At 58.2% G+C, this 22352-nt stretch carries 19 protein-coding genes and 1 riboswitch; of the genes, 11 read left to right on the top strand and 8 right to left on the bottom strand.

All coding sequences use genetic code 11. The features are described from left to right. Positions 1-366: 366 nt before the first annotated feature. The 3 genes from dksA (at position 367) to JJB09_RS23745 (ending at position 2795) form a co-directional block, all read left to right on the top strand. Entirely contained in the window at positions 367-786 is a 420-nt protein-coding gene (dksA, locus tag JJB09_RS23755) for an RNA polymerase-binding protein DksA (RefSeq protein ID WP_201663586.1), read from the top strand. A gap of 384 nt (positions 787-1170) precedes the next feature. Continuing rightward, a complete protein-coding gene (locus JJB09_RS23750; RefSeq protein WP_201663585.1) occupies positions 1171-2454 on the top strand; it encodes an O-acetylhomoserine aminocarboxypropyltransferase in 1284 nt (427 codons plus the stop codon). Beyond that, positions 2451-2795: a cupin domain-containing protein gene (locus JJB09_RS23745; RefSeq protein ID WP_201663584.1), complete on the top strand. Its 345-nt coding sequence runs from the start codon at positions 2451-2453 to the stop codon at positions 2793-2795. Before JJB09_RS23750 ends, JJB09_RS23745 begins: the two co-directional genes overlap by 4 nt. A 69-nt stretch (positions 2796-2864) precedes the next feature. On the opposite strand, the gene JJB09_RS23740 is transcribed toward JJB09_RS23745, so the two are convergent. Together JJB09_RS23740 and JJB09_RS23735 are read right to left on the bottom strand one after the other, a co-directional pair. Beyond that, positions 2865-4106, bottom strand: coding sequence for a cytochrome P450 (locus JJB09_RS23740; RefSeq protein ID WP_201663583.1), 1242 nt, complete (start codon positions 4104-4106; stop codon positions 2865-2867). Positions 4107-4252: 146 nt separating this feature from the next. Further along, positions 4253-5143 carry an alpha/beta hydrolase family protein gene (locus JJB09_RS23735; RefSeq protein ID WP_246748929.1) on the bottom strand — a complete coding sequence of 297 codons (891 nt, stop codon included), beginning with the start codon at positions 5141-5143 and terminating at the stop codon, positions 4253-4255. A 397-nt stretch (positions 5144-5540) separates the two neighbouring features. Between JJB09_RS23735 and JJB09_RS23730 the strand changes: the two genes are divergently transcribed. The 6 genes from JJB09_RS23730 (at position 5541) to JJB09_RS23705 (ending at position 14066) form a co-directional block, all read left to right on the top strand. After that, positions 5541-6173: an ATP-dependent Clp protease proteolytic subunit gene (locus tag JJB09_RS23730; RefSeq protein ID WP_201663581.1), complete on the top strand. Its 633-nt coding sequence runs from the start codon at positions 5541-5543 to the stop codon at positions 6171-6173. A 291-nt stretch (positions 6174-6464) separates the two neighbouring features. Then, complete coding sequence (gene clpX / locus JJB09_RS23725) at positions 6465-7742, top strand: ATP-dependent Clp protease ATP-binding subunit ClpX (protein WP_201663580.1); 1278 nt, start codon at positions 6465-6467, stop codon at positions 7740-7742. 354 nt (positions 7743-8096) lie between these two features. After that, on the top strand, positions 8097-10514 hold the full coding sequence (gene lon, locus JJB09_RS23720) for an endopeptidase La (RefSeq protein ID WP_201663579.1): 2418 nt from the start codon (positions 8097-8099) through the stop codon (positions 10512-10514). A 196-nt stretch (positions 10515-10710) separates the two neighbouring features. After that, entirely contained in the window at positions 10711-10986 is a 276-nt protein-coding gene (gene hupB / locus JJB09_RS23715) for a DNA-binding protein HupB (RefSeq protein ID WP_201663578.1), read from the top strand. A gap of 167 nt (positions 10987-11153) precedes the next feature. Further along, positions 11154-11299: riboswitch (FMN riboswitch) on the top strand. Positions 11300-11386: 87 nt separating this feature from the next. Beyond that, positions 11387-12322: a DMT family transporter gene (locus JJB09_RS23710; protein WP_201663577.1), complete on the top strand. Its 936-nt coding sequence runs from the start codon at positions 11387-11389 to the stop codon at positions 12320-12322. A gap of 67 nt (positions 12323-12389) precedes the next feature. Further along, entirely contained in the window at positions 12390-14066 is a 1677-nt protein-coding gene (locus JJB09_RS23705; RefSeq protein ID WP_201663576.1) for a Wzz/FepE/Etk N-terminal domain-containing protein, read from the top strand. 126 nt (positions 14067-14192) lie between these two features. Here JJB09_RS23705 and JJB09_RS23700 read toward each other — a convergent pair whose 3' ends face one another. The 6 genes from JJB09_RS23700 to JJB09_RS23675 form a co-directional block, all read right to left on the bottom strand. Then, positions 14193-14753 (bottom strand): LbetaH domain-containing protein, encoded by a 561-nt coding sequence (locus JJB09_RS23700; protein ID WP_201663575.1) that lies wholly within the window; start codon positions 14751-14753, stop codon positions 14193-14195. Then, positions 14750-15910 carry a glycosyltransferase gene (locus tag JJB09_RS23695; RefSeq protein ID WP_201663574.1) on the bottom strand — a complete coding sequence of 387 codons (1161 nt, stop codon included), beginning with the start codon at positions 15908-15910 and terminating at the stop codon, positions 14750-14752. Before JJB09_RS23695 ends, JJB09_RS23700 begins: the two co-directional genes overlap by 4 nt. Further along, positions 15907-17148 (bottom strand): polysaccharide pyruvyl transferase family protein, encoded by a 1242-nt coding sequence (locus JJB09_RS23690; RefSeq protein WP_201663573.1) that lies wholly within the window; start codon positions 17146-17148, stop codon positions 15907-15909. The genes JJB09_RS23695 and JJB09_RS23690 overlap by 4 nt, the downstream gene beginning before the upstream one ends. 111 nt (positions 17149-17259) lie before the next feature. Further along, positions 17260-18582 (bottom strand): hypothetical protein, encoded by a 1323-nt coding sequence (locus JJB09_RS23685; RefSeq protein ID WP_201663572.1) that lies wholly within the window; start codon positions 18580-18582, stop codon positions 17260-17262. Next, complete coding sequence (locus JJB09_RS23680) at positions 18566-19852, bottom strand: MATE family efflux transporter (RefSeq protein WP_201663571.1); 1287 nt, start codon at positions 19850-19852, stop codon at positions 18566-18568. The genes JJB09_RS23685 and JJB09_RS23680 overlap by 17 nt, the downstream gene beginning before the upstream one ends. A gap of 4 nt (positions 19853-19856) precedes the next feature. Next, entirely contained in the window at positions 19857-21131 is a 1275-nt protein-coding gene (locus JJB09_RS23675) for a WcaI family glycosyltransferase (RefSeq protein WP_246748927.1), read from the bottom strand. Between the two features lie 463 nt (positions 21132-21594). Between JJB09_RS23675 and JJB09_RS23670 the strand changes: the two genes are divergently transcribed. Together JJB09_RS23670 and JJB09_RS23665 are read left to right on the top strand one after the other, a co-directional pair. Then, the gene (locus JJB09_RS23670) at positions 21595-21798 is read left to right on the top strand and encodes a hypothetical protein (RefSeq protein ID WP_201663569.1); all 204 of its coding nucleotides are present in this window, start codon (positions 21595-21597) and stop codon (positions 21796-21798) included. A gap of 188 nt (positions 21799-21986) precedes the next feature. Continuing rightward, on the top strand, positions 21987-22175 hold the full coding sequence (locus JJB09_RS23665; protein ID WP_201663568.1) for a hypothetical protein: 189 nt from the start codon (positions 21987-21989) through the stop codon (positions 22173-22175). Positions 22176-22352: the final 177 nt, after the last annotated feature.

Here is a 22352-nt window from a genome sequence, read left to right as displayed (position 1 = left end):
GGTGCCTTCCGATGCTGGAACTATCTCGATGCGTCTGCCGTTATAGCCATGGGTAGCCCCCGGTCAATCGAGGGCGAAAGCATGCGTTGCGCCTTTGGGCAGAGCAGGCTGAAACGAAAACAGCAACCAAATAGGAACAACTGCGTATCAGGATGAGCCGGCAAGTTACTGGGGTCAATCTGACATGGATTCCGATATCTGTGGGAAAGTTCTGCCGCATGTTTCGGAAATATGACAAAAAAATAATCACTTAGCATAAAATTACGACACTCTTAAAAATGAATATTTTGTCTATTTCAACTTGAATTGAAGGGCCTCTGGAGCTATAGAGCCGCCTTGTACGGGTTGTTCCTCAGGAGAATCGCGTTGAGTGAGAATATCGATCTTGCGAACTATGTTCCCTCTGAAAATGAAGAGTTCATGAACTCGAAGCAGCGTGCCTATTTCCGGACTAAGTTGATTGCCTGGAAGAATGACATCCTACGCGAGGCGCGTGAAACTCTGGGCCATCTTGCCGAAGAGAGCGCAAACCATCCCGATCTGGCCGACCGTGCATCGTCAGAAACTGACAGGGCAATCGAACTCAGGGCGCGCGATCGTCAGCGCAAACTGATTTCCAAAATCGATGCTGCTGTTCAGCGGATAGACGATGGCACGTACGGTTTCTGCGAGGAAACTGGCGAGCCGATCAGCCTGAAGCGGCTGGATGCGCGACCAATCGCGACACTGTCGATCGAGGCGCAAGAGCGTCACGAGCGTCGCGAGAAGGTCTATCGCGACGAGTAATGACGACGGCTAGCGGCCGCCGGTGCTCGCACAGGTGATGCAACCCGCTTAGGGCTGCATGCAGCTTTTTTGCGCATCGAGTTGCTGCCGTTGTGCATCTCGGAGTGTGCTGTAGGACTTTATTTTCACGCGCATTCGTTGTTTCCCATATTCTTACTTCGACAAGGACGTGCTGGTAATCCGGCCGAACGGGGAATTATTTTCGCAATCCCCATCTGCCTGCGCATGGATTTGCCCACGCAATCAGTCGACAATTTCCTACAATAGTCTTGTCCCTGTGGACAGCAAGGTTCCGAGCGTGGCACGAGCGCGCACTGAACGCGGGGAGACTTAACATCGTTTTCGAAATCGCTATGATCCCAAACACATAATAAGGAGGAATTCATGAGCAACGACAATCCGGGATTTTCCACACTGGCCGTCCATGCAGGCGCCCAGCCGGATCCGACCACCAAGGCGCGCATTACGCCCATCTATCAAACAACCAGCTTTGTCTTCGACAACGCCGACCATGCCGCAGCCCTTTTCGGCCTGCAGCAGTTCGGCAACATCTACACCCGGATCATGAACCCGACCCAGGCCGTGCTCGAGGAACGTGTCGCGGCGCTTGAAGGCGGCACTGCCGCTCTGGCGACTTCGTCAGGCCATGCGGCGCAGTTGTTGATCTTCCACACCATCATGCAGCCGGGCGACAACTTCGTCGCCGCAAAGCGTCTTTACGGCGGCTCGATCAACCAGTTCGGCCACGCCTTCAAGAGCTTCGACTGGAACGTTCGCTGGATGGACACATCAGATCCGTCGTCCATGGAAGCCCTGATCGACGACAAGACCAAGGCAGTGTTCATCGAAAGCCTCGCCAATCCAGGCGGCACCTTCGTCGATAATGCCGCGATAGCAGAGATCGCCCACAAGCACGGCCTGCCGTTGATCGTCGACAACACCATGGCGTCGCCCTACCTGGTTCGTCCGCTGGAGCACGGCGCCGATATCGTCGTGCATTCGCTGACCAAATTCATGGGCGGCCACGGCAATTCGATGGGTGGCGTGCTGGTCGATGGCGGCACCTTCGATTGGTCGAAATCCGGCAAGTATCCGATGCTGTCCGAGCCGCGTCCGGAATATGGCGGCGTGGTGCTGCACCAGACATTTGGCAACATCGCGTTTGCGATTGCCGCGCGCGTGCTTGGTCTGCGCGACTTCGGCCCGACAATAGCGCCGATGAACGCGTTTTTGCTGATAACGGGCATCGAGACGCTGCCGCTGCGCATGCAGCGCCATTGCGAAAACGCGCTGGCAGTCGCCCAATGGCTGAAGAAGCATCCGAAGGTGTCGTGGGTCAACTATGCCGGCCTTCCTGATGATCCGAACCACGCTCTGCAGCAGAAGTACTCGCCAAAGGGCGCTGGCGCGGTATTCACATTCGGCCTGAAGGGCGGCTACGAATCGGGCAAGAACTTCGTGGAAAGCCTCAAGCTCTTCTCGCATCTTGCCAATATCGGCGACACCCGCTCGCTCGTCATCCATCCGGCCTCCACCACCCATCGCCAGCTGACCCCGGAACAGCAGGTCGCAGCCGGTGCAGGCCCGGATGTCGTTCGTCTTTCGGTCGGTATCGAGGATGTCTCTGACATCACCGCCGATCTCGAACAGGCTTTGGCCAAGGCATGACCCACGCCCTGTCCTTCGATGTTTCAAAGGTCACTCCGGAAACCGGCGCACCAGCGCCGGACCGGTTGCTTGAGGGCAGTCCGGTCTTCACCACCTGGAATCTCGAGGAGGCCGGAGGAGGCCTCTATGCCGGCATTTGGCAGTCGACGCCAGGCAAGTGGCGGATCGTCTATGACGAGTGGGAGTATTTCCACATTCTCGAAGGTCACTCTGTGGTGACGGAAGATGGCGGCGTGCCGGTTCACCTTAGAGCAGGCGACAGCTACATCCTTCGCCCGGGTTTCAGGGGAAGCTGGGAAGTCATTGAAAAAACACGGAAAGACTACGTGATCCGGGCGTGAGTCCGGCTCCAAACTGTTCGCGTAAGGCCGTCTCACACTCATACAACGTGAGACGACCACGCTGATAGCTCACCACTCCAACTCGAGTCGCTCGAGCCCGTGGAAGTGATAGACATCCTTGACCACGGCGGGCTTGGCGATCCGCATCGTCGGAAGCCGCTCGAAAAGGATCGGCAGCGCGATCTGCATTTCAAGGCGTGCCAGCGGCGCGCCGATGCAGAAGTGGATGCCGGCACCGAACGACAGGTTGGCGCCTTCGTCGCGGCTCGGCTTGAATTCCAGCGGATCCGGAAACTTTCGGGGGTCGAGATTGGCGGCGGCCAGGATCATGCCGACCTCGTCGCCTTTCTTCAGCGAAATACCATCGAATTCAAGATCTTCGAGCGCCCAGCGCTTGAAAATGTGGACCGGCGCGGAGATGCGGAAGCACTCTTCGATGGTCCGCTCGGTCGCCGCACTATCGGCGAACAGGGACTTGGGATCGAGGCCCGAATTCAAGATGAGATTGACCGCGTTGCCGATCTGGTGGACCGTTGCTTCGTGTCCGGCGTTCAGCAGCACGATCGTGGTCGAGACGAGTTCTTCCTCGGTCAGGTATTGCCCGTCGCGGGCGGGTTGCAACATCAGCGACAGAAGGTCGTCCCGGGGCTCGGCCCGGCGCTCAGCGGCCAGACCGATCACATAGTCGGCGAATTCCCTGGCTGCCTTGTTGGCCCTGTGCTCGTCTTCCTCGGTCTTGCCGAACATGTACATCCGCACATAGTCATGGCTCCAGTCGAGCAGCTGCTGGCTCATGTCGAGCGGCACGCCGATCATGCTGGCGATAATGGTCACGGGGATCACTTCGGCGAAGGTGTCGAGCAGGTCTGTCCCGCCGTCCTTTTCGAATCCGTCGATCAGTTTGTGACAGAGTGCGGTGATTTCCGGCCGCAGCCGCTCGATGTGGCGGGAAACGAAGGCGCGGTTCACAAGCGTCCGCAGTCTTGTGTGTTCCGGCGGCTCCAGCGACAGCAGCGACTTGGATTCGGCGCGGTCAAAATCGGCAAGATGAGGCTGGGGCGGCTGCCATCCGAGTTCTTCGCGGCTCATGACATGGGTGATCTGACGGCCGAAGCGGCGATCGCGGAGCAGGGCGTTCACATTATCATAGCCGGCAAAATACCATTGGTTCTGCTCTTCCCACCAGAAGGTCGGGGAGCCGGCATGCATGGCGGCATAGCCGGCGTTTGGATTTCTGTAAAAGGCCGGATCGCGGGCGTCGAGGGAGAGGCGGCGGGTGGCAGGATCGAATTTGAAATAGGAAGGGGTCATGCTCTGTACTGCTTGGAAAGGATGCTCAGAGCATAGCGGCTGCCCCGAGCGCTTAGCAATCCCATTTTGGCCGGACGGACCGAGGCACCTGTTGGGCGGCAGGGGCGATCATCAAATTGTCGCCCTGCCGCCTCCATCAGGGCATGTTACGGATTGAATTTCTTCAACCATTCCACGGTGGCCGGCACCATGTGTGCATCGATCACTTCGGGGCCGGTGAACGCGCTGAAGACGTGATCGGTGTCGAACACGTCGAGACGCTCCTCGCCTTCGTGGTAGTTCAGAAGGACCTGACCGGACGCCGGCTGGGGAGCGACCGTCGTATCCTTGGAGCCGACGATCACCTGCAAGGGGCCGGCATAATGTGCGGCCGCCGCAATCGGGCTGGTCGTTGGCATTTCCTGATAGAACGCCGCCTTAAGCACAGTATCTGCGCCCCACGGAAGTTTTGCGGTGATTTCGGTCTCTGCTGGGCTGGACAGCCCTTTCGCCAGGTTGTCAGCCCCAAGCAGGCCGCCATAGGTGTAGAGCGGGGTCACGACCGGTGCCCAGAGCGTCACCGACCTGACCTCCGACCGGGCGCTTGCCACATGTGCGCCGACCAGCCCGCCCTGGCTCCAGCCGAGGATCGATATTTTCGAGCCGTCGACTTGGTCGCTGGCCTTCAACCAGTCTACGGCTGCGATACCGTCCTTGATTTGACCGGAGAACGTCGTGTCGGGCCATTTTCCCTCACTCTCGCCCGAACCGCGGAAATCGATTCGGAGGCTCGCATAGCCGTTCTCGGCGAGCAGGCGCGCACTGCGGGAGAAGACGCCTTCCTTGGTGCCGTTTATCGCCAGTTCGTCGCGGCTTCCCGAAAAACCGTGGAACATCACGACGACAGGCGCCTTGGGGTTGCCATCGATGGTTGAAAGGGTGCCGACGACTTTTTGTCCATCGACGTTAAAACTGATGTTCGTCTCGGCGGCCAAGGCGAGGCTGCATGACGTCAGAGTAAAAAAGCAGGCAATTCCAATTTTTCCGGTGTTCGTCATTCCAAACATCAAAAATCCTCTGGTGGCTTGTTTTCAAAATGCAGGTCGAGACTATTGGAAACGGTGCGATGGTCAAGCGCCGAAGCTCGACCGGTCTGGCTCAAGTGATTGAAAATATGTAGATGTGTGTGACAATGTGGCTTATGCTGACCATGCGATTGTTTTGGGCGCGGGCCGTGTCTTTGTGATGGCTCTTCACTCTTCCTTCACCTTGCGACCTAATTTCGGTGCAAGGCTGACCGGAAGTAATCCACGATTAAAGCCGAATCGTAGAGTGATGGCCCCCAATTTCCCGGCATGACTTGAAGTCTACGGACATGACACTCTATGTATGGGGAAAGACAATGGGATGATTCCCGGAAATCCTCAGGGTCCGGGCACTACGCGAAGGATGCACATGAGTAATCCGTTTGAAACTGCAATGGCCCTCGTGCCGATGGTCGTCGAACAGACCAACAGGGGCGAACGCGCCTACGACATCTTTTCCCGGCTGCTCAAGGAACGGATTATTTTCGTAACGGGTCCAGTCGAAGATACGATGGCGACGCTGGTGTGCGCTCAGTTGCTGTTCCTCGAAGCCGAAAATCCGAAGAAGGAAATCGCCCTCTACATCAATTCCCCCGGTGGCCTCGTGACTTCGGGCATGGCGATCTACGATACGATGCAATTCATTCGTCCGGCTGTCTCGACGCTGTGCGTCGGCCAGGCCGCATCGATGGGCTCGCTGTTGCTTGCCGCTGGCCACAAGGACATGCGATTTGCAACGCCGAACGCCCGCGTCATGGTTCACCAGCCATCCGGTGGCTTCCAGGGCCAGGCGTCCGACATCGAGCGTCACGCCCGCGATATCCTCAAGATGAAGCGTCGACTCAACGAAATATACGTAAAGCATTGCGGCCGCACCTATGAGGAAGTGGAGCAATCGCTGGATCGTGATAACTTCATGAGTGCCGATGAGGCAAGGGACTGGGGTCTGATCGACAGCGTCATTTCTTCGCGCGTCGAAACCGAAGGCGGCGACGAGGCGTAATTGCACAAAACCCGCGTATTGCCCCTGTTCTTGACAAAATTGTAAAGGATAGGGGCTTTGCGGGTGAGGGCTTGAGCGCTAAAGATAACGATTAAGCCTATGTTGAAGTTTTTTGACATAGGCTCCCCTGAGCAAGGGAAGATCAACACTGTGGCGAGCACATGCATCGTTGCCGCGGTGGAAGCTCTCCCCGAGGCCTCGTGTAACAGCGGAACGACCGCTTCATGCCGGGCTGTCAGAATTTGACCCCGCGTTCCCACCCCGGTCGCGGCGTGCTGGAAGGAAATGGAAATGAGCAAAGTCAGCGGAAGCAATAGCGGCGACTCGAAGAACACGCTTTATTGTTCGTTCTGCGGCAAGAGCCAGCATGAGGTGCGCAAGCTGATTGCCGGGCCAACGGTTTTCATCTGCGACGAATGCGTCGAACTCTGCATGGACATCATCCGCGAGGAAAACAAATCCTCGATGGTGAAATCCCGCGAAGGCGTGCCGACGCCGCAGGACATCATGAAGGTGCTGGACGAATACGTCATCGGCCAGAAGCAGGCCAAGCGCATCCTCGCCGTCGCTGTGCACAATCACTATAAGCGCCTTGCGCATGCCACGAAGAGCCAGGATCTGGAACTTGCCAAGTCCAACATCCTGCTGGTCGGCCCGACCGGCTGCGGCAAGACCTATCTTGCCCAGACGCTGGCCCGCATCATCGACGTTCCGTTCACCATGGCGGATGCGACGACACTGACCGAAGCCGGCTATGTCGGTGAAGACGTCGAAAACATCATCCTGAAGCTCCTGCAGGCAGCGGACTACAATGTCGAGCGCGCCCAGCGCGGCATCGTCTACATCGATGAAGTCGACAAGATCAGCCGTAAGTCCGACAACCCGTCGATAACCCGCGACGTGTCCGGCGAAGGCGTGCAGCAGGCATTGCTGAAGATTATGGAAGGCACAGTTGCCTCGGTTCCGCCGCAAGGCGGCCGCAAGCATCCGCAACAGGAATTCCTGCAGGTTGATACGACCAACATCCTGTTCATCTGCGGTGGCGCGTTCGCCGGCCTCGAGAAAGTCATTTCGGCACGTTCGGAAAAGACATCGATCGGTTTCGGCGCCAAGGTTGCCGCTCCTGACGAACGCCGCGTCGGCCACGTGCTGCGCGATCTGGAACCGGAAGATCTGGTGAAGTTCGGCCTCATCCCGGAGTTCATCGGCCGTCTGCCGGTGATCGCGACGCTTGAGGATCTCGACGAGGATGCTCTGATCCAGATCCTCAGCGAACCGAAGAACGCGCTCGTCAAGCAGTACCAGCGGCTGTTCGAGATGGAAGACGTGGAACTGACTTTCCATGAAGCGGCGCTACGCGAAATCGCTCGTAAGGCGATTATTCGCAAGACCGGTGCCCGCGGCCTGCGCTCGATCATGGAAAAGATCCTGCTCGACACCATGTTCGAACTTCCGGAGCTCGATGGCGTTCAGGAAGTGGTGATATCGGAAGAAGTGGCGAAGGGTAGTTCCCGTCCGCTCTACATCTACTCCGATCGCCACGAAGAAAAGGCGCCAGCTTCGGCCTGATCTTGGGCAAAACGCAATATGGGGCCCGGGAAACCGGGCCTTTTTCGTTGATAGAGAGCAAATATTTCCAATTGCTTGCGGAATTAGATTGCGCCTACCCGGCATCAGGCGCAAAAATGCCAACGAATCCGGGTGTTCCGCGCCTGACGTTCGCCAGAAGCGCAAGCTTCGCGACATCTCGATTGCCTAAGGTTTCAAAGGATTGCGACAGGTGTTTGACAAGTCGTCATATCTCCGGTCGCCGACAGGCTTGAATTGCATGGCTGAGATATCCACCTGTATCCTCGAACAGGTCGGTCTCGCCGCCAAAAATAGCCGGCGGGTCCAACAGGGCCTGGAATGAAAGGGAAAGAAATGACCAAAAAAACATTCCCGACGGAAGGAAGCGAGCAGAACTACCCGGTCCTGCCACTTCGCGATATCGTTGTGTTTCCGCATATGATCGTGCCGCTCTTTGTCGGTCGCGAAAAGTCTATCCGCGCCCTTGAAGAGGTGATCGGCACCGATCGCCAGATCCTGCTCGTCACACAGAAAAACGCGACGGACGATGATCCGCAGCCTTCGGCGATTTTCGAAGTTGGTACTGCAGCCAATGTCCTGCAATTGCTCAAGCTTCCCGATGGTACCGTCAAGGTTCTGGTCGAAGGTCGCAGCCGCGCCCGTATTGACCAGTACACCGACCGCGAGGAGTTCTATGAAGCTTCGGCGAGCCAGCTCGTTGAGCCGGAAGAAGATGCTGTCGAAATTGAAGCGATGTCTCGCTCGGTGGTTTCCGAGTTCGAGAACTATGTGAAGCTCAACAAGAAGATTTCTCCGGAAGTCGTCAGTGCCGCCGGCCAGATCGAGGACTATTCCAAGCTCGCCGACACTGTTGCTTCGCATCTGTCGATCAAGCTGACCGACAAGCAGGAAATGCTGGAAACCGTTTCCGTCAAGGGACGCCTTGAGCGCGCCCTCGGGTTCATGGAAGGCGAGATTTCTGTTCTTCAGGTAGAAAAGCGTATCCGTTCGCGCGTCAAGCGCCAGATGGAGAAGACCCAGCGCGAGTACTATCTGAACGAGCAGATGAAGGCCATCCAGAAGGAACTCGGCGACGAGGAAGGCCGTGACGAAATGGCCGAAATGGAAGCCCGGATCGCCAAGACCAAGCTCTCCAAGGAAGCCCGTGAAAAGGCCGATGCCGAGTTCCGCAAGCTCAAGCAGATGAGCCCGATGTCGGCCGAGTCGACTGTCGTGCGCAACTATCTCGATTGGCTGCTGGGCTTGCCCTGGGGCAAGTTGTCTCGCGTCAAGACCGACCTTGCCAATGCCGAGAAGATTCTTGACGACGATCATTTCGGTCTCGAAAAGGTCAAGGAGCGCATCGTCGAGTATCTCGCCGTGCAGGCCCGTTCGACCAAGATCAAGGGGCCGATCCTGTGCCTCGTTGGCCCTCCGGGCGTCGGCAAGACGTCGCTCGCGCGCTCGATCGCCAAGGCAACCGGCCGCGAATATGTACGCATGGCGCTGGGCGGCGTGCGCGACGAAGCTGAAATCCGCGGTCACCGCCGCACCTACATCGGCTCGATGCCCGGCAAGGTCATTCAGTCGATGAAGAAGGCGAAGAAGGCCAATCCGCTCTTCTTGCTCGATGAAATCGACAAGATGGGCCAGGATTTCCGCGGAGACCCGTCGTCGGCTCTGCTCGAGGTTCTCGATCCGGAACAGAACAACACGTTCATGGACCACTATCTCGAAGTGGAATACGACCTGTCGAACGTCATGTTCATCACCACGGCCAATACGCTGAATATCCCTGCGCCCCTGATGGACCGCATGGAAATCATCCGGATTGCCGGCTACACTGAAGACGAGAAGCTGGAAATCGCCAAGCGCCACCTGCTGTCCAAGGCCATGCGCGACCATGCGCTTCAGCCGAAGGAATTCTCTGTCACCGATGAAGCGATGATGGAAATCGTCCGTACATACACCCGCGAAGCCGGTGTCCGTAGTCTTGAGCGTGAGCTGTCCAAGCTCGCCCGCAAGGCGGTGACCGAGATCCTGCGCAACAAGGTGCTGGCGGTCGATGTCACCAAGGAGAATCTGTCCGATTACCTCGGTGTGCCGCGCTTCCGGCATGACGAGGCTGACAAGGAAGACCAGGTTGGCGTCGTCAATGGCCTTGCCTGGACCGAAGTCGGCGGTGAACTGTTGATGATCGAAGGCCTGATGATGCCGGGCAAGGGTCGGATGACCGTAACCGGCAACCTGAAGGACGTGATGAAGGAATCGATTTCCGCCGCGGCGTCCTACGTCCGTTCGCGGGCGATCGACTTCGGCATCGAGCCTCCGCTGTTCGAGAAGCGTGACATTCACGTGCACGTGCCCGATGGTGCAACACCCAAGGACGGTCCGTCCGCCGGTGTCGGCATGGTCACCGCTATCGTCTCTGTCATGACCGGCATTCCAGTCCGGCACGACGTTGCCATGACCGGTGAAATCACGCTGCGTGGCAGGGTATCGCCGATCGGCGGCCTGAAGGAGAAACTGCTCGCGGCGCTTCGGGGCGGCATCAAGAAGGTGCTGATTCCGGAAGACAACGCCAAGGATCTGGCGGACATTCCTGATAACGTGAAGAACAACATGGAAATCATCCCGGTTTCGCGAATGGGCGAAGTTCTCGAACATGCCCTCGTTCGTCAACCGGTGGCGATTGCCTGGGACGAATCCTACGACACGGCGAGCGCCAAAGCTGCTGCTCCGGAAGATTCGACAGTGTCCGTCGCCCATTGATGTGATTTTCGTGCCAAACAAGCCGAAAAAAGCGAATAGCCGGTCGAAAGACCGGCTATTTCTTTATGGAAAAGCGCCGAAACAGGCTGGATTTGCCGGGGTTTTGCTATATCAGGATTGCGGTCGGGCAGCCGATCTCTATTCTGCCCAAGAATTATATGATTCGTTTCAAACCAACTAAGAAAGGGGTGGAAACATGAACAAAAGCGAACTCGTGGCGGCAGTCGCCGAAAAGTCCGGTCTCACCAAGACTGATGCGGCTTCTGCAGTGGATGCGTTGTTTGATTCCGTTCAGGACGAGCTCAAGAAGGGCGGCGATGTCCGTCTCGTCGGTTTCGGCAACTTCTCCGTCAGCCGTCGCGAGGCTTCTGTCGGCCGCAATGTTTCGACCGGCGAAAAGGTCAACATCCCGGCTCGCAATGTGCCGAAGTTCACAGCCGGTAAGGGCCTGAAGGACGCTGTCAACAGCTGATCCTGCCGCCATTTCCTGGCAGCAAGGCCCGGCGCGAAAGCGGCCGGGCTTTTCGCTTTTTAGGACGTGACCTGCATCTGTTGACACAGTGTTGTTGTTGATCTCTGCGATACAATGCTTGCATTTCCCCACCAATCAAATAGATTTTCTTTGCCGGAATAGTCCGGCGTCGTTCTCAGGGCGGGGTGCAAGTCCCCACCGGCGGTGATGGGGAAACTCCAAGCCCGCGAGCGGTCCGTGTCCAGGCATGGATGTCAGCAGATCCGGTGAGATTCCGGAGCCGACGGTATAGTCCGGATGGAAGAGGGCGGGTGTGAACAATCGCGGACGGCGCGCTTGCGTCCCGCATTGCGCATGGCTCGTGCGCCCTGATTTGTGTTGGCCCCAGAAGGAGCAAGACATGGATCAGAGCCGGAAGACGCTCATTCACTCGCGCGCGTATCAAGGCGCGTTCTATATGGTGCTGGCCGGAATAGGCTTCACTGCAATCAATGTCATCACGCAGCATGTGACGATGGGGCTTGGCCTGTCTTCGACTTCTGACGCGTTCTGGCAATATTTCCTTGCGCTGCTTTTCTCGTTGCCGATGCTGCTGAAAGGCGGCTGGCGGGCGATGAAGACGCAGCGACCGGTGGCGCATCTGATCCGTGTCGGGCTCGCCGTTCTGGGCGTCCAGGCCTGGGTGTTCGGGCTCGCCAATGGCGTGCCGATCTGGCAGGCAATTGCGCTGGTGATGACCTCGCCCTTCTTCGTGACCGTTGGTGCGGCATTGTTCTTGGGCGAACGTGTCGGCCCGGAGCGCTGGCTGGCGATCTCGCTCGGGTTTGCGGGCGCAATGGTTATCCTGTCGCCATGGTCGGATGGATTTTCGGCCTATGCGTTGTTGCCGGTCGCTGCCGCCGCCCTCTGGGGTGCTTCGTCGCTGATGATGAAAAGCCTGTTGAAGGACGAACCGTCCTCGACGGTGACAGTGTGGCTGCTCTTGCTGCTCTCGCCAGTGAATGCTGGCTTTGCAATTACGGCAGGTTTCCAGATTCCGGACCAACTAGCGTTCCTGTGGCTGCTGGCTTCAGGCCTGATCATGGCATTGTCACAGTATTTCCTGGCGCGCGCCTATGAGGTCGCGGATGCCACCTATGTCCAGCCGTTCGACGATCTCAAGCTGCCGCTCAATGTACTGGCTGGCTGGGTAGTCTTCGGCTATGCGCCCGCCGGCTATCTGTGGTTGGGAGCCGCCATGATACTCGCAGCCTCGATGTACAATATCTCAATCGAGCAACGGCGGGTCCGGGCGGGTGCGCGAGGCATGCCGGGAGCATCGCTGCAATCTCCTTGATTGCGCCCAAAGCTCACTCTATACCCTGTTCAACTTCGTCATTTTCACGAGAAGACAGGGTATTTCCTTGAGCAATTTGGCCGCGACCAATCCCGACATCCATGTTCTCGAACAGTTGATGGGGGTGTTCCGTCGGCGATGGAAAGCCATTCTGGCGTGTATTCTTGCGGGACTGGTGCTCGGCTACCTCTACGCGCAATCGCAAGTGCCGCAATATGCCGCTTCGGCAACAGTGCTTGTGCGTTCCGGCTTCGCTGCCGATCCCATGCGGCAGGGCATCCAGACGACGACGCCAGAAGAGGAGGGCCAGTTCCTCAGCCAGCTCGAACTCGTCAAGTCGGCCTCTGTCGCCGCACTTGTCGCCGCCAAACTGAATCTCGAAGAAGACGCCGCATTCAACAAGCCGGCCGTTTCCGGCGTCGCTCGGCTCGTATCGCGCCTCGAGCAGAGGCTTGGTTTCACGGATGGCAACAAATCGCAGGCGAACCAGACGGCAGTTGAACGGGACGCGGTGGTTGCCCGCCTGCAAGCCGGTGTGAAAGCGCTTCGTGCCGGTCGCACCTATGTTGCGGCAATTTCGTTTACTCATTCTAACCCTGAAATTGCCCAGGTGGTAGCGCAGGCCTATGCTGAAGCATTCCGCCAGAAGCTGTCCGAGGCAAGCGATCTGGCCAATTCCCGTGTTCGGGCGACGATCGAAGGTGAAATTTCTCGCGCGACAGGCGAGGCAAAGTCAGCCCTCGAGCAGAAGTATCATGAAACAGTCATCGCCCGCGCGCTCCCGGGCATGGATGCAGTGATCATTTCCGATGCGAAGAAGCCCGTTGCGCCGATTGCGCCGCGCAAGGGTTTCTTGCTGGCGGTCGGCGCCATCCTCGGGGCAGCATTCGGCTGCCTGCTGACCGGCTGGCTGGAACTGCGCGATCGTGGTGTGCGCGATGGTGATCGCCTTGCAGCTCGGCTCGGTACGAGGTTCTTCGGCTATGGACCGGAAATCTCAGGATACCGCAAAGGTGTGGGCAGCTCCGATGGGACATCCTTCGCTATGCCGGAGGAGGCCCGCTGGCCGATCAGCAATCCGTTTTCCCGTTTCTCGGAGACGATCCGTAGTGCCGCAGTAGCGGTCAGCAAGGGAATCGAAGAGGGCCGGGGGCAGGTCGTGGCGATCATTTCCGTGCTGCCGGGCGAGGGCAAGACGCTGATCGCGGGCAACCTCGCCAGCCAATTGGCAAATCAGGGCCGCAAGGTGCTGCTGATCGATGGTCATTTCCGTGATCCGGATCTGACCGGCTGGCTGGCCGGCAAGCCTGCATCGGGTCTTGTCGACAGGGTTTTGCATGACAAGCCGGCAAACGATACGACGCTGTTTGACCAACGCAACAACGTTTCCTTTCTGCCAGCTGCCACTAACGGACGGACCGTCGAACCGGCGTCGGTCTTTACGGGATCGCAGATGGCAAAGTTGGTCGAGACGGAGAGAGGGGTGCAGGACGTTATCCTGATCGACCTGCCGTCGCTGGCATCCGCATCCGATGCGTCCGCCATCGAGCCGTTGATCGACCGCTACATCCTGGTGTCGGAGTGGGGCGGTGCGCCGCAGGAGTTGATCGAGACGGTCTTGAAGGGCGAGCCGACAATTCTGTCCAAGCTTGCCGGTGTCATCATCACAAAGACGAATCTCCGCAGGCTCGGAAAATATGTGGATTCGCGCTCTCGCGGTGCGTTTCAGTACCGGATAGGCTGAGCAGGACAGAACCTGGCAACATATTCGGCGTCATCCTCGGCCTTGAGCCGAGGATCCATAATTTCGGTAGGGTGTAGATGGTGGGGTCAAGCCCGACCATGACGAAGGAGCGGCGTTGCCCGCGTGTCAGAATCGCTTGCGGTCGCGCAGGCGCTTGGCCGGATTGCCGACATAGATCGACCAGGGCTCCAGATTTTTGGCCGCGACAGCGCGGGCGCCCAGCACCGCGCCTTCTCCGACAGTCACGCCCGGTCCGACGAACGCCTCCGCCGCAATCCATGCCTTGACCCCGATGGCAATCGGCTTGGGCAGCAACTGGAAATGCGGATCGTCCGGATCGTGGGTGCCACCGCAGAGATGGGCGCGCTGAGAGATGATCGCATAGTCGCCGATGGTAATCCGGCCCATGTTGTAGACGATGACGCCGGGCCCGATAACGGCATGATCGCCCATTTCGAGATTGGGCGGATACCAGATCGTCGTCTTCGGATAGATGCGCGCCTTGGGCGAGAGTTTTGCCCCGAAGCAGTTTAACAGAAACCGTCTCCAGCCATACAGCGGCACCGGCGTCCAGTTGCCCAGCAGGCTCCATGTCAGACCCCATGCGGCGCGAAATATCCGGTGCTTCAGCGAAAAGCTCGGACCGCCCTCGCGGGGGTTGGATTTTCCAGCGTCGAGAACGCTCATTTTATTGCCTTCCATTCGGTCGCTGCCTGGTAGAGGGCCAGCAGTCCGTTGCGCACGCTCTCTTCCGAGAACTCCTCGGCCACCAGCACCCTGGCCCGATCGGACGCTGCCTGCCACGCTTCGGGCGCCAGCATATGAGCGGCCTTGAGGGCAGGGTAGATGGTATCGGGGGTAAACCCGGAGTGGAAGGCCGCACCGCGCTCGAAGCCGATTGCGAGATTGCATTCGGGTGTCAGGATCGCAGGCACGCCGGCGGCCCAGGCCTCCAGCACCGCCATCGGCAATCCTTCGCTCTTGGAGGGCAGCATGAAGTAGCGTGCCGTGGCCATGGAGCGGTGCTTTTCTGCGCCATATTGCGGGCCAGCAAACAGCACGTTGCCGAATTGCCGGCCGAGTGCTTCGGCGCGGTCCTCGAAACCGGAGATGCCGTCGTTCCAGCCGCAAAACACGAGAACGGAGCCATCGTGGAAGCTCTGGTCTTCTCTGGACAGCCTCTCCCAGGCCTCCATGAGTTCCATGCAGCCCTTCTTCTCGTGGATGCGGCCGAGGAACAGATAGACCTTGCGGCCTTCGTATTCCGATTTCCACCAGCCGGGCTTCATCCCGTCGCTGGCAAAGGGCTGAGCGAAATTTCGAACGATGCGCGACGGCTGACTGGTCAGGAATTCCGAGACATCGGTGCTTTCCTTGTCGGTGAGCAAATGAAAGCCGGCGGTGTTCCGGAGGAATCGGTTCTGGTAGAGCGCCGATACCGCCCCTTTGAGCTTTGCCGAACGGGCCCGGATCCAGGGTTCGAGCATTCCATGGGGGCTGACAATGTAGGGTTTGCCGGTGAGCATCGACCAGAGATGGACGGCGGCGCACTGGAATTGCCAGACGCCATGGACATGCACGAGATCGGGCTTGGCCGCCATCAGCGAGAAGAACATGCCCGGTGCAAAGCTGTAGCTCTTGGGACCGTAGAAGCGATGAAGGTGAAGCTTTGCCGCTTCCCACTGCGCTGGATCGACCTTCTCCATCGAGTCGTCGAGCGTGTGAACCGAGATCTGCTCGAAACCGGCGGGCGCGAGTGCGCTCAAATGCAGCCGCGCCGCTTCCGAGACGCCGCCACCGAGCGGCGACAGGGTCGGCATGACCAAAGCAAGGCGCTTGTTCATTTTTTGCTCCCGATCAGGCCGAGAATGTCCTGCAGGCGGGTGAACTCATGCTGGTAGACCTTGACGGCGTTCTGGATCTCCGCTTCTGCGCCCGCAAGGTTCTCGTAGTCGGAAGAGAGCTGGCGGATCATGTAATCGAAGTCGATGGTGTCGATCGGAGTGTGACGATGGGCGAGCTTGAGATCGTTCATGATGTATTCGGTCTTAGGCAGATAGGCGATGGCAAAGGTCGGGCGGCCGGCCATCATCGCGAAGATGCAGGAATGAAAGCGGGTGCCGAGAAAAATCTTGGCCCGCGTGATCAGGGCCCGCAGTACGTCGGGCTCGCGGCTGGTGGCGTCGATGATGACGGGGTGCCGCGCCTTTTTCTGCACTTCGTAGGCGGTGGGCAGGTCTTCGGACACCTGGTTGAAGATGACCGGGGTCAGGCCGTAGGTCTGGCTCATATGGTCGGCGGCGCGAGCCACCGCATCGGTGTAGCGCTGGTATGCGGATGCAGGGTCCTTCGACTTCGGAAAAGACCATCCAACAACCGTCATGCCAAGCACCGGCTTTTCTGCAGGGACGCCAAGGCTCTGATAGATGGCGTCCACCATCTGCCTGTTGTCTTCGACCCGGTCGTTCCAGAACGCGCTGTCGCCGGTGCGATAGACGTTCTTCTCCGGCAGCTTCAGTTCATGGGCGAGAAAATCCCAGCTGTAGCTTTCCCGTGCGCACAGGAACGGCACCTTGCCGAGCACATGGCGGGCGACGGCGCGCGAGATCGGCCGCTCGATGGGGCCGACGCTCTGCGGCGCCAAGATCACGGTCTTGCCCATGATCGTTCCGAGATGAACGTGCAGCAGCGCAATGAAATAGGCGAAGTTGGTGTCGTGAATATAGCCGCCGGGCGCGGAAATCACCACGTCGCTTGTTCGGATCGCCTCCAGGGTTGCGCGTTGTTTTGCAGGCAACAAACGGCCCAGGCCGCACCACGGCAGATAGGCGCTCAGCCAGGCGGCAATGAGATAGACCAGCGACCTGATCCGGTTGGCTGCACCGCCGCCACCGGTATTCCCGATGCGCTCCGACCACTGGACGCCCGGATGTACAGCTTCGGCGTCGCCGATTCCCTCGAACACCGCGCCGGCAATCTGGGCATTGGGAAACTTTGCGCGGATTTCATGGATGCACTCGTCAAGCAACACGGAGTCCCCGCGGTTCGAACGTCCGAACGCGTTGACGATCATGAATTTCATCGGGTCGTGTCTCCAGGCTGATTGCGTAATACCGGACGTTGAAACCCGGAAATTGTGCGGGAAATAAGGTGCAGATGCGCCTTCCTCTCCTGCCAGACACCTTGTCCCAAGTCAAAGCGGGCGAGCGAACTCGGTTAATGCTGGCGAAGTTGCGGGCGCGGACCTGATCTTGCAGAGCAGGCCGAGGAAAGCAGGCCAGAGCGGGTTTGCGATCAGGAAGTTCGACGCGGGAAAGGCAAAGACGAAATTGTAGAAGAGGTAGAAATAGAAGAACAGCGTCGCATCGCTCATTCGTCCGCCGGCGAGGTCGACGGCAAACATCCAGATCAGGCCGGCGCCGAACACGACTAGGAGGCCAAGACCGGCGAGGCCAAACTTGTGGAACACGGCAAAATGCAGGAAGTGGACGTTGTGAACCTCGGTGGCGCCGAGAAGGGCATGTTGGCCAGGTGTCTTGTCGGCAGCCCCTGTCATGTCGACGGTCCGGCCAAGTCCCTTGCCGAACAGCCATTCGGTATCTGAGGCCGCCTGAAAGTCCTCCATCACCTTCTGTCCCTCATAGACCCGCTGATAGGAGGAAATGTGATTGTAGATATCGTCGCCCTTCATCAGCAGAATCGCTTCCTTGATGTTGCGTGGCAGGTCTTCCACCACCTGGTCGTCGAGCGAAAGCGCGTAGAGCAGGCCGCCGATAGCGGCGAAGATCACGAAGAACAGCACGACCAGATGGCGGCGATAGAGCAGCCACAGGAAGCCGATTGCCCCAACGGCGAGGATGGAGGCACGATTGATCTCGACCTGTACGAAACCGTCGTTTGAGCCGAGATGGATGCAGAGATAGATAGCTGCGCCGAGAGCCTTCTCAATGATGCGTGGCCGGAGCAGGACGGCATAAATCGCGATCACCTCGAACAGCACATATTGATAGTGGTTGTCCTTGTTGAAGATCGACAGGAACGCAAACAGCAGCACGAGCAGCAGAAAGGCGGGCGAAAACAGCGTCGCGACTGTCCCTGACGCGGTGACCTCTATGCCTTTGGGATGGCGGAAGAACTGGAAGGCCAACACGCCGGTGACGATGTAAAGGCTCCAGCCGACGATGTACTGGCTGGCATTGCCGTTGGAAATGCCGATGACCGCCGAGATGAAGAGAACGGCGAGCATCAGGGCCCCGAGCGGATGCGGCATGGCAAAGCCGAGATCGACCTTGTTGAAGGCGATCCCCAGCACGATGAAGCCCAGCGCATAGAGATAGGTGATGGCGTTAAGGTAAGGCGCCTTTGCAAACCCGATGACGCCGAGCACATGCTCGAGCGCAAACGACGCAGCGGCATAGGCGAGGATGAAGCCGGCCAGGAAAAGCCCGAACCGGTCCATGCGCGAAAGGCGTGTCATAAGCCCCGGAACGGGTGTCTCATCAGGGAGAACGGCCATCGGCAGGCAAGTTCCTTTTCAGCCACAAGAGCGAAAGCGAAATCACAATCGCATGCGAGACGATGTCGGACAGGATGAAGACATACGTCCCGGCCATATGAACAAAGATCCATGCGAAAGCAATCGCCGCTATGACGGCAAGAATACGCGCAACGGCCGCAGGGTGATAGCGATGGCGGGCAAACAGCGTCTGCACCAACGACTGCCCTACGGCTTCCGTCAGGATCGTTACGGCGAAGACGGCGAGAAAAGCCCATGTGTCACGGACAAATCCATCGAATATGGATACGACCACCAGGCTTGCGGCGATGATTGCCACCGCCATGGCCCCGGCAATCGCAAAACTGATCTTCTGGATGGAGACGAGCGGTTTCGTGCCGATGGCAGGGTTGGCCGTCACCGCCTGCACCATGCGGGGAAATTCGATCCGCCGTGCAAATCCCGAGATCTGGCTGGCCGCGCTGATGATCTGCTTGGCATAGACGAGCATCGCCGTAGCCGTCGGCCCCAGAAACACCGAAGCGATGGTCAACTGTATGCGGAAATAGAGCTGGCCCGGCATCAGGCCGACCAGCATCGAGGTTTCCTCGATGAACGCGGTTCTGACGCCTGTCTTTGTTGGCCGGGCAAATCGAGGCGTCCAGCCAAATGCCGACAGCGCCCCGAACTGGGCGGCAACCGTCAGCGCATAACCGATGCTCAACGCGCCGCCCGTCAGCAGGCCGGCGCTCATTGGGTCCCTGTCAACAGACGCGATCAGGGCAATTGCCGAAGCAACATAGGCGATGGACCCGGTAATTCCGCTAATACCGCTCTTCTGTAGTCCATCGAGAAAGCCCGCGCCGTTGAACGCCCAGATGAAAAGCGCGGGCAGGGCGGCGAGCAAATAGCCATCGGAATAAGCCGCGATGTCGACAGTATCACGGAAGATCAGAAGCCCGGCGACCAGCACCGCTGCAATCGTTAAGCGATAGGTCGTGGTTTCCCAGTAGCTCTGCCAGAGTTTCGCCTTCTCGCCGTCGCTTGCCAGCAGGCGCGCGATCTGCGCCGACAATATCGTCAGCGAGCCGGATTCCACAGCGATGATGCCGAGCATGCCAAAGGAGAAGTGCGTGCCGAACTGCGCCAGAAGATCGGTCCGGCCAGTGGCGACGAGCCAGGTCTGGGCGAGGAAGATGGATCCCTGGCCGATGCCGAAGCCCCCGATCAGCAGCCCCAAATTGACAAGGCGCCGTAAGGCGCCTTGTTCACGAGGTCCCGGCTGGGCCATGTCTTCAGCCTGTGACGGCATTGATGAACATGATGCAGCCGTCCTGCTTGGAAAGCTTCCGGGAAAGGTCGGCGCGCCGATCTTTGAAATCCTCGCGGTCGCCCTTGGAGGCGTTCTGGATCGCCTTGGCCAGCGCTTCGATATCGCCTGGCGGCGTGATCAGCGCGCTGTCGCCGAGGAAGTTGGCAAGTTCGGTGCCGAGATCGGCCGTCACGACGACGGGAACGCCGGACGCAAGCATGCCGCCAAGCTTGGACGGCAGCACCAGGTCGGCCGCGCCCCGTTCCTGCGGCAGCGCATGCAGGCTGGCCAGATTCATGAACTCGTTGAACTTCTCATAGGGCTGGAACGGCAGGAAGGAAACGTTCGACAGGCGGGCATATTTTGCTATCAGCGCCTTTTTCGCCGGGCCTTCGCCGGCGATCACGAACTTGATCTTCTTCTGGCTGTCTTCAAGACGGGCTGCGGCTTCAAGCAGGGTATCGAGGCCTTGCTTGGCACCCATGTTGCCCGAATAGAGCACGATGAAATCGTCATCGGCATAACCGAGTTCCTGCCGGTAGGCGGATGTGCGGCCGAGCGGGTAAATGTGTTCGAGATCGACCCAGTTGCGAACGATAGCGACCTGGCCCGGATTGCCGGTCTTTTCGGTCAGCTTCGCCGACATGCGCTCGGAAATGGTGATGATGCGGTCAAAGCCCTTGAGCGTCACCTTCTCGAACAGGAAGGCTGCCTTCTTGAGGAAATTCACCGACTTTATATGGCCGACAGCGAAGGCGGCGTCGACTTCCAGGTCCTGCACATGCAGGACTGTACGGGCGCCGACCGCTTTGGCGGCGAGAATTGCCAGCGGCGCGGCGAACAAGGTCGGCTCGACGCAGATGACGATTTCAGGGCGCTTGCGCAGGATCTGCCAGAGCACGACAGGCGCCGAGGTAGCCGCAAAGCTCATCGGCGCGATCAGCCTCCAGATGCCGCCCATTTTTTCGCGCAGGAACAGAGGAACACGGTGTATCCGCATGCCGTCTTTGGTTTCGCTCGAATAGGCATTCTTGTAGCCGTCGCGGACTGCCCAGCCGGGATAGTGCGGCGGCGTCGTCACGACTGTGACCTTGGCTTTCTGACCCGTCAGATATTCTGCGATCTCGCCGGTGTACTTTCCGACGCCCGCGATTTCCGGCGAGAAGTTCATTCCGTAAAGGATCACGTGTTTGCCAGCAATGTCACGCAAGTCTGCGGAAGACACGTTGGTTTCAGCCTGAGAGGGGGAGGCGGTCATGGTCATTTCTCTAGAACCTGTATTATGCGGCGCACGAAATCAGCATTGAGGGACGACGGCGAGGAACGGACGCCCATATTTCGGTAAGGCGTTTTGACTTTGCGAGCATTAATGCACCAGTACGCGGTATGGTTCCAGTTGCACCGGATCTATGGGAGACATAGCCGGCAAGAAAGACATGAGGCCGTCTGTTTCAAGCAAGATTTCATGCGACATTTCACACACTTCTTCGACACCCCTGTCAGGGTTTCGTATTCATCGAAAACTGGCCCAAAATTAGGCCGTGTATGAATCCTTCCGATTTTTTTCGGGGTTCGGACCGGAAAACGACTGTGCCTTCCGTCCCGTGACGCACGAAATCTCCAAACCAAAACGTCCCCTGTGAACCCGCTGCAGGCGGCAGGGATGCACGGGTAGGAAAACGGCCTGAGGTTCTGGCTCACAATTACGTGATAACTTGAATTTGCGCAACATTGAGGCAAAAATTTTTGGTGCCGAGTTTTTTGGCGGTGCGTGGCGGGTGCATTTTAAAATAATGAAGTATTACAATGCCTTGGCAGCGGGAGTTGAATTTGTTTTACCCGTTGTCATTGAATTGCCCAACTTTTCGGACCATATGCTGCACATCGGAATTGATCCGATGCATCCATGGACGATCAACCAGTGAAAGGAGAATGTGGAATGCGGCGTCATGAACGCATGATTTCCCATAAACTGTTTGGCCGACGTATTGCGTATTGCGGCCAGATCCCCTGCCGATGTGTTTTCGAGCGAATGTAGTTCGACGCTCAAACGTTAAACCAGCAAATTGAAGATTTGGCTGTGTCCTTGATTCAAGGACCAGAGGGTTTTGTCATGAACAAACAAGTTATCGAGTATGCCGGTGAGCCGGTAGGAATTGCCGTACCTGAAGATGGCGGCCTGAAGTTTATTGCGGTGAAGTATCACGTTATGGATCTGGACGACCGACGCTTCGGCTCCGTCACAGATGTAAAGCGCTCAATCCATTCACTGCTCAAAAACAGGGAATTGCGAGTAGCGTAAGCAGCACCGCCTCCAAAGAGCTTTCAAACCGCCGGCGAACCCGGCGGTTTTTCATTATGAAGTAAGTAAACCTCCACCTACGGTGGAGGACTGGACGTGTTCTACATCGTAGTTGAGAGACCTCCGTGCTTGGACCGCTATTTTATGCGCGACACAGAACGGAGGTTCTATGGACGA

It is taken from the genome of Phytoamicus setariae (genome assembly GCF_016722925.1).
GTDB lineage: Bacteria > Pseudomonadota > Alphaproteobacteria > Rhizobiales > Rhizobiaceae > Rhizobium_E > Rhizobium_E setariae.
The sequence above is the reverse complement of the archived record's forward strand: the minus strand, read 5'-3'. Positions and strand labels throughout refer to the sequence as shown.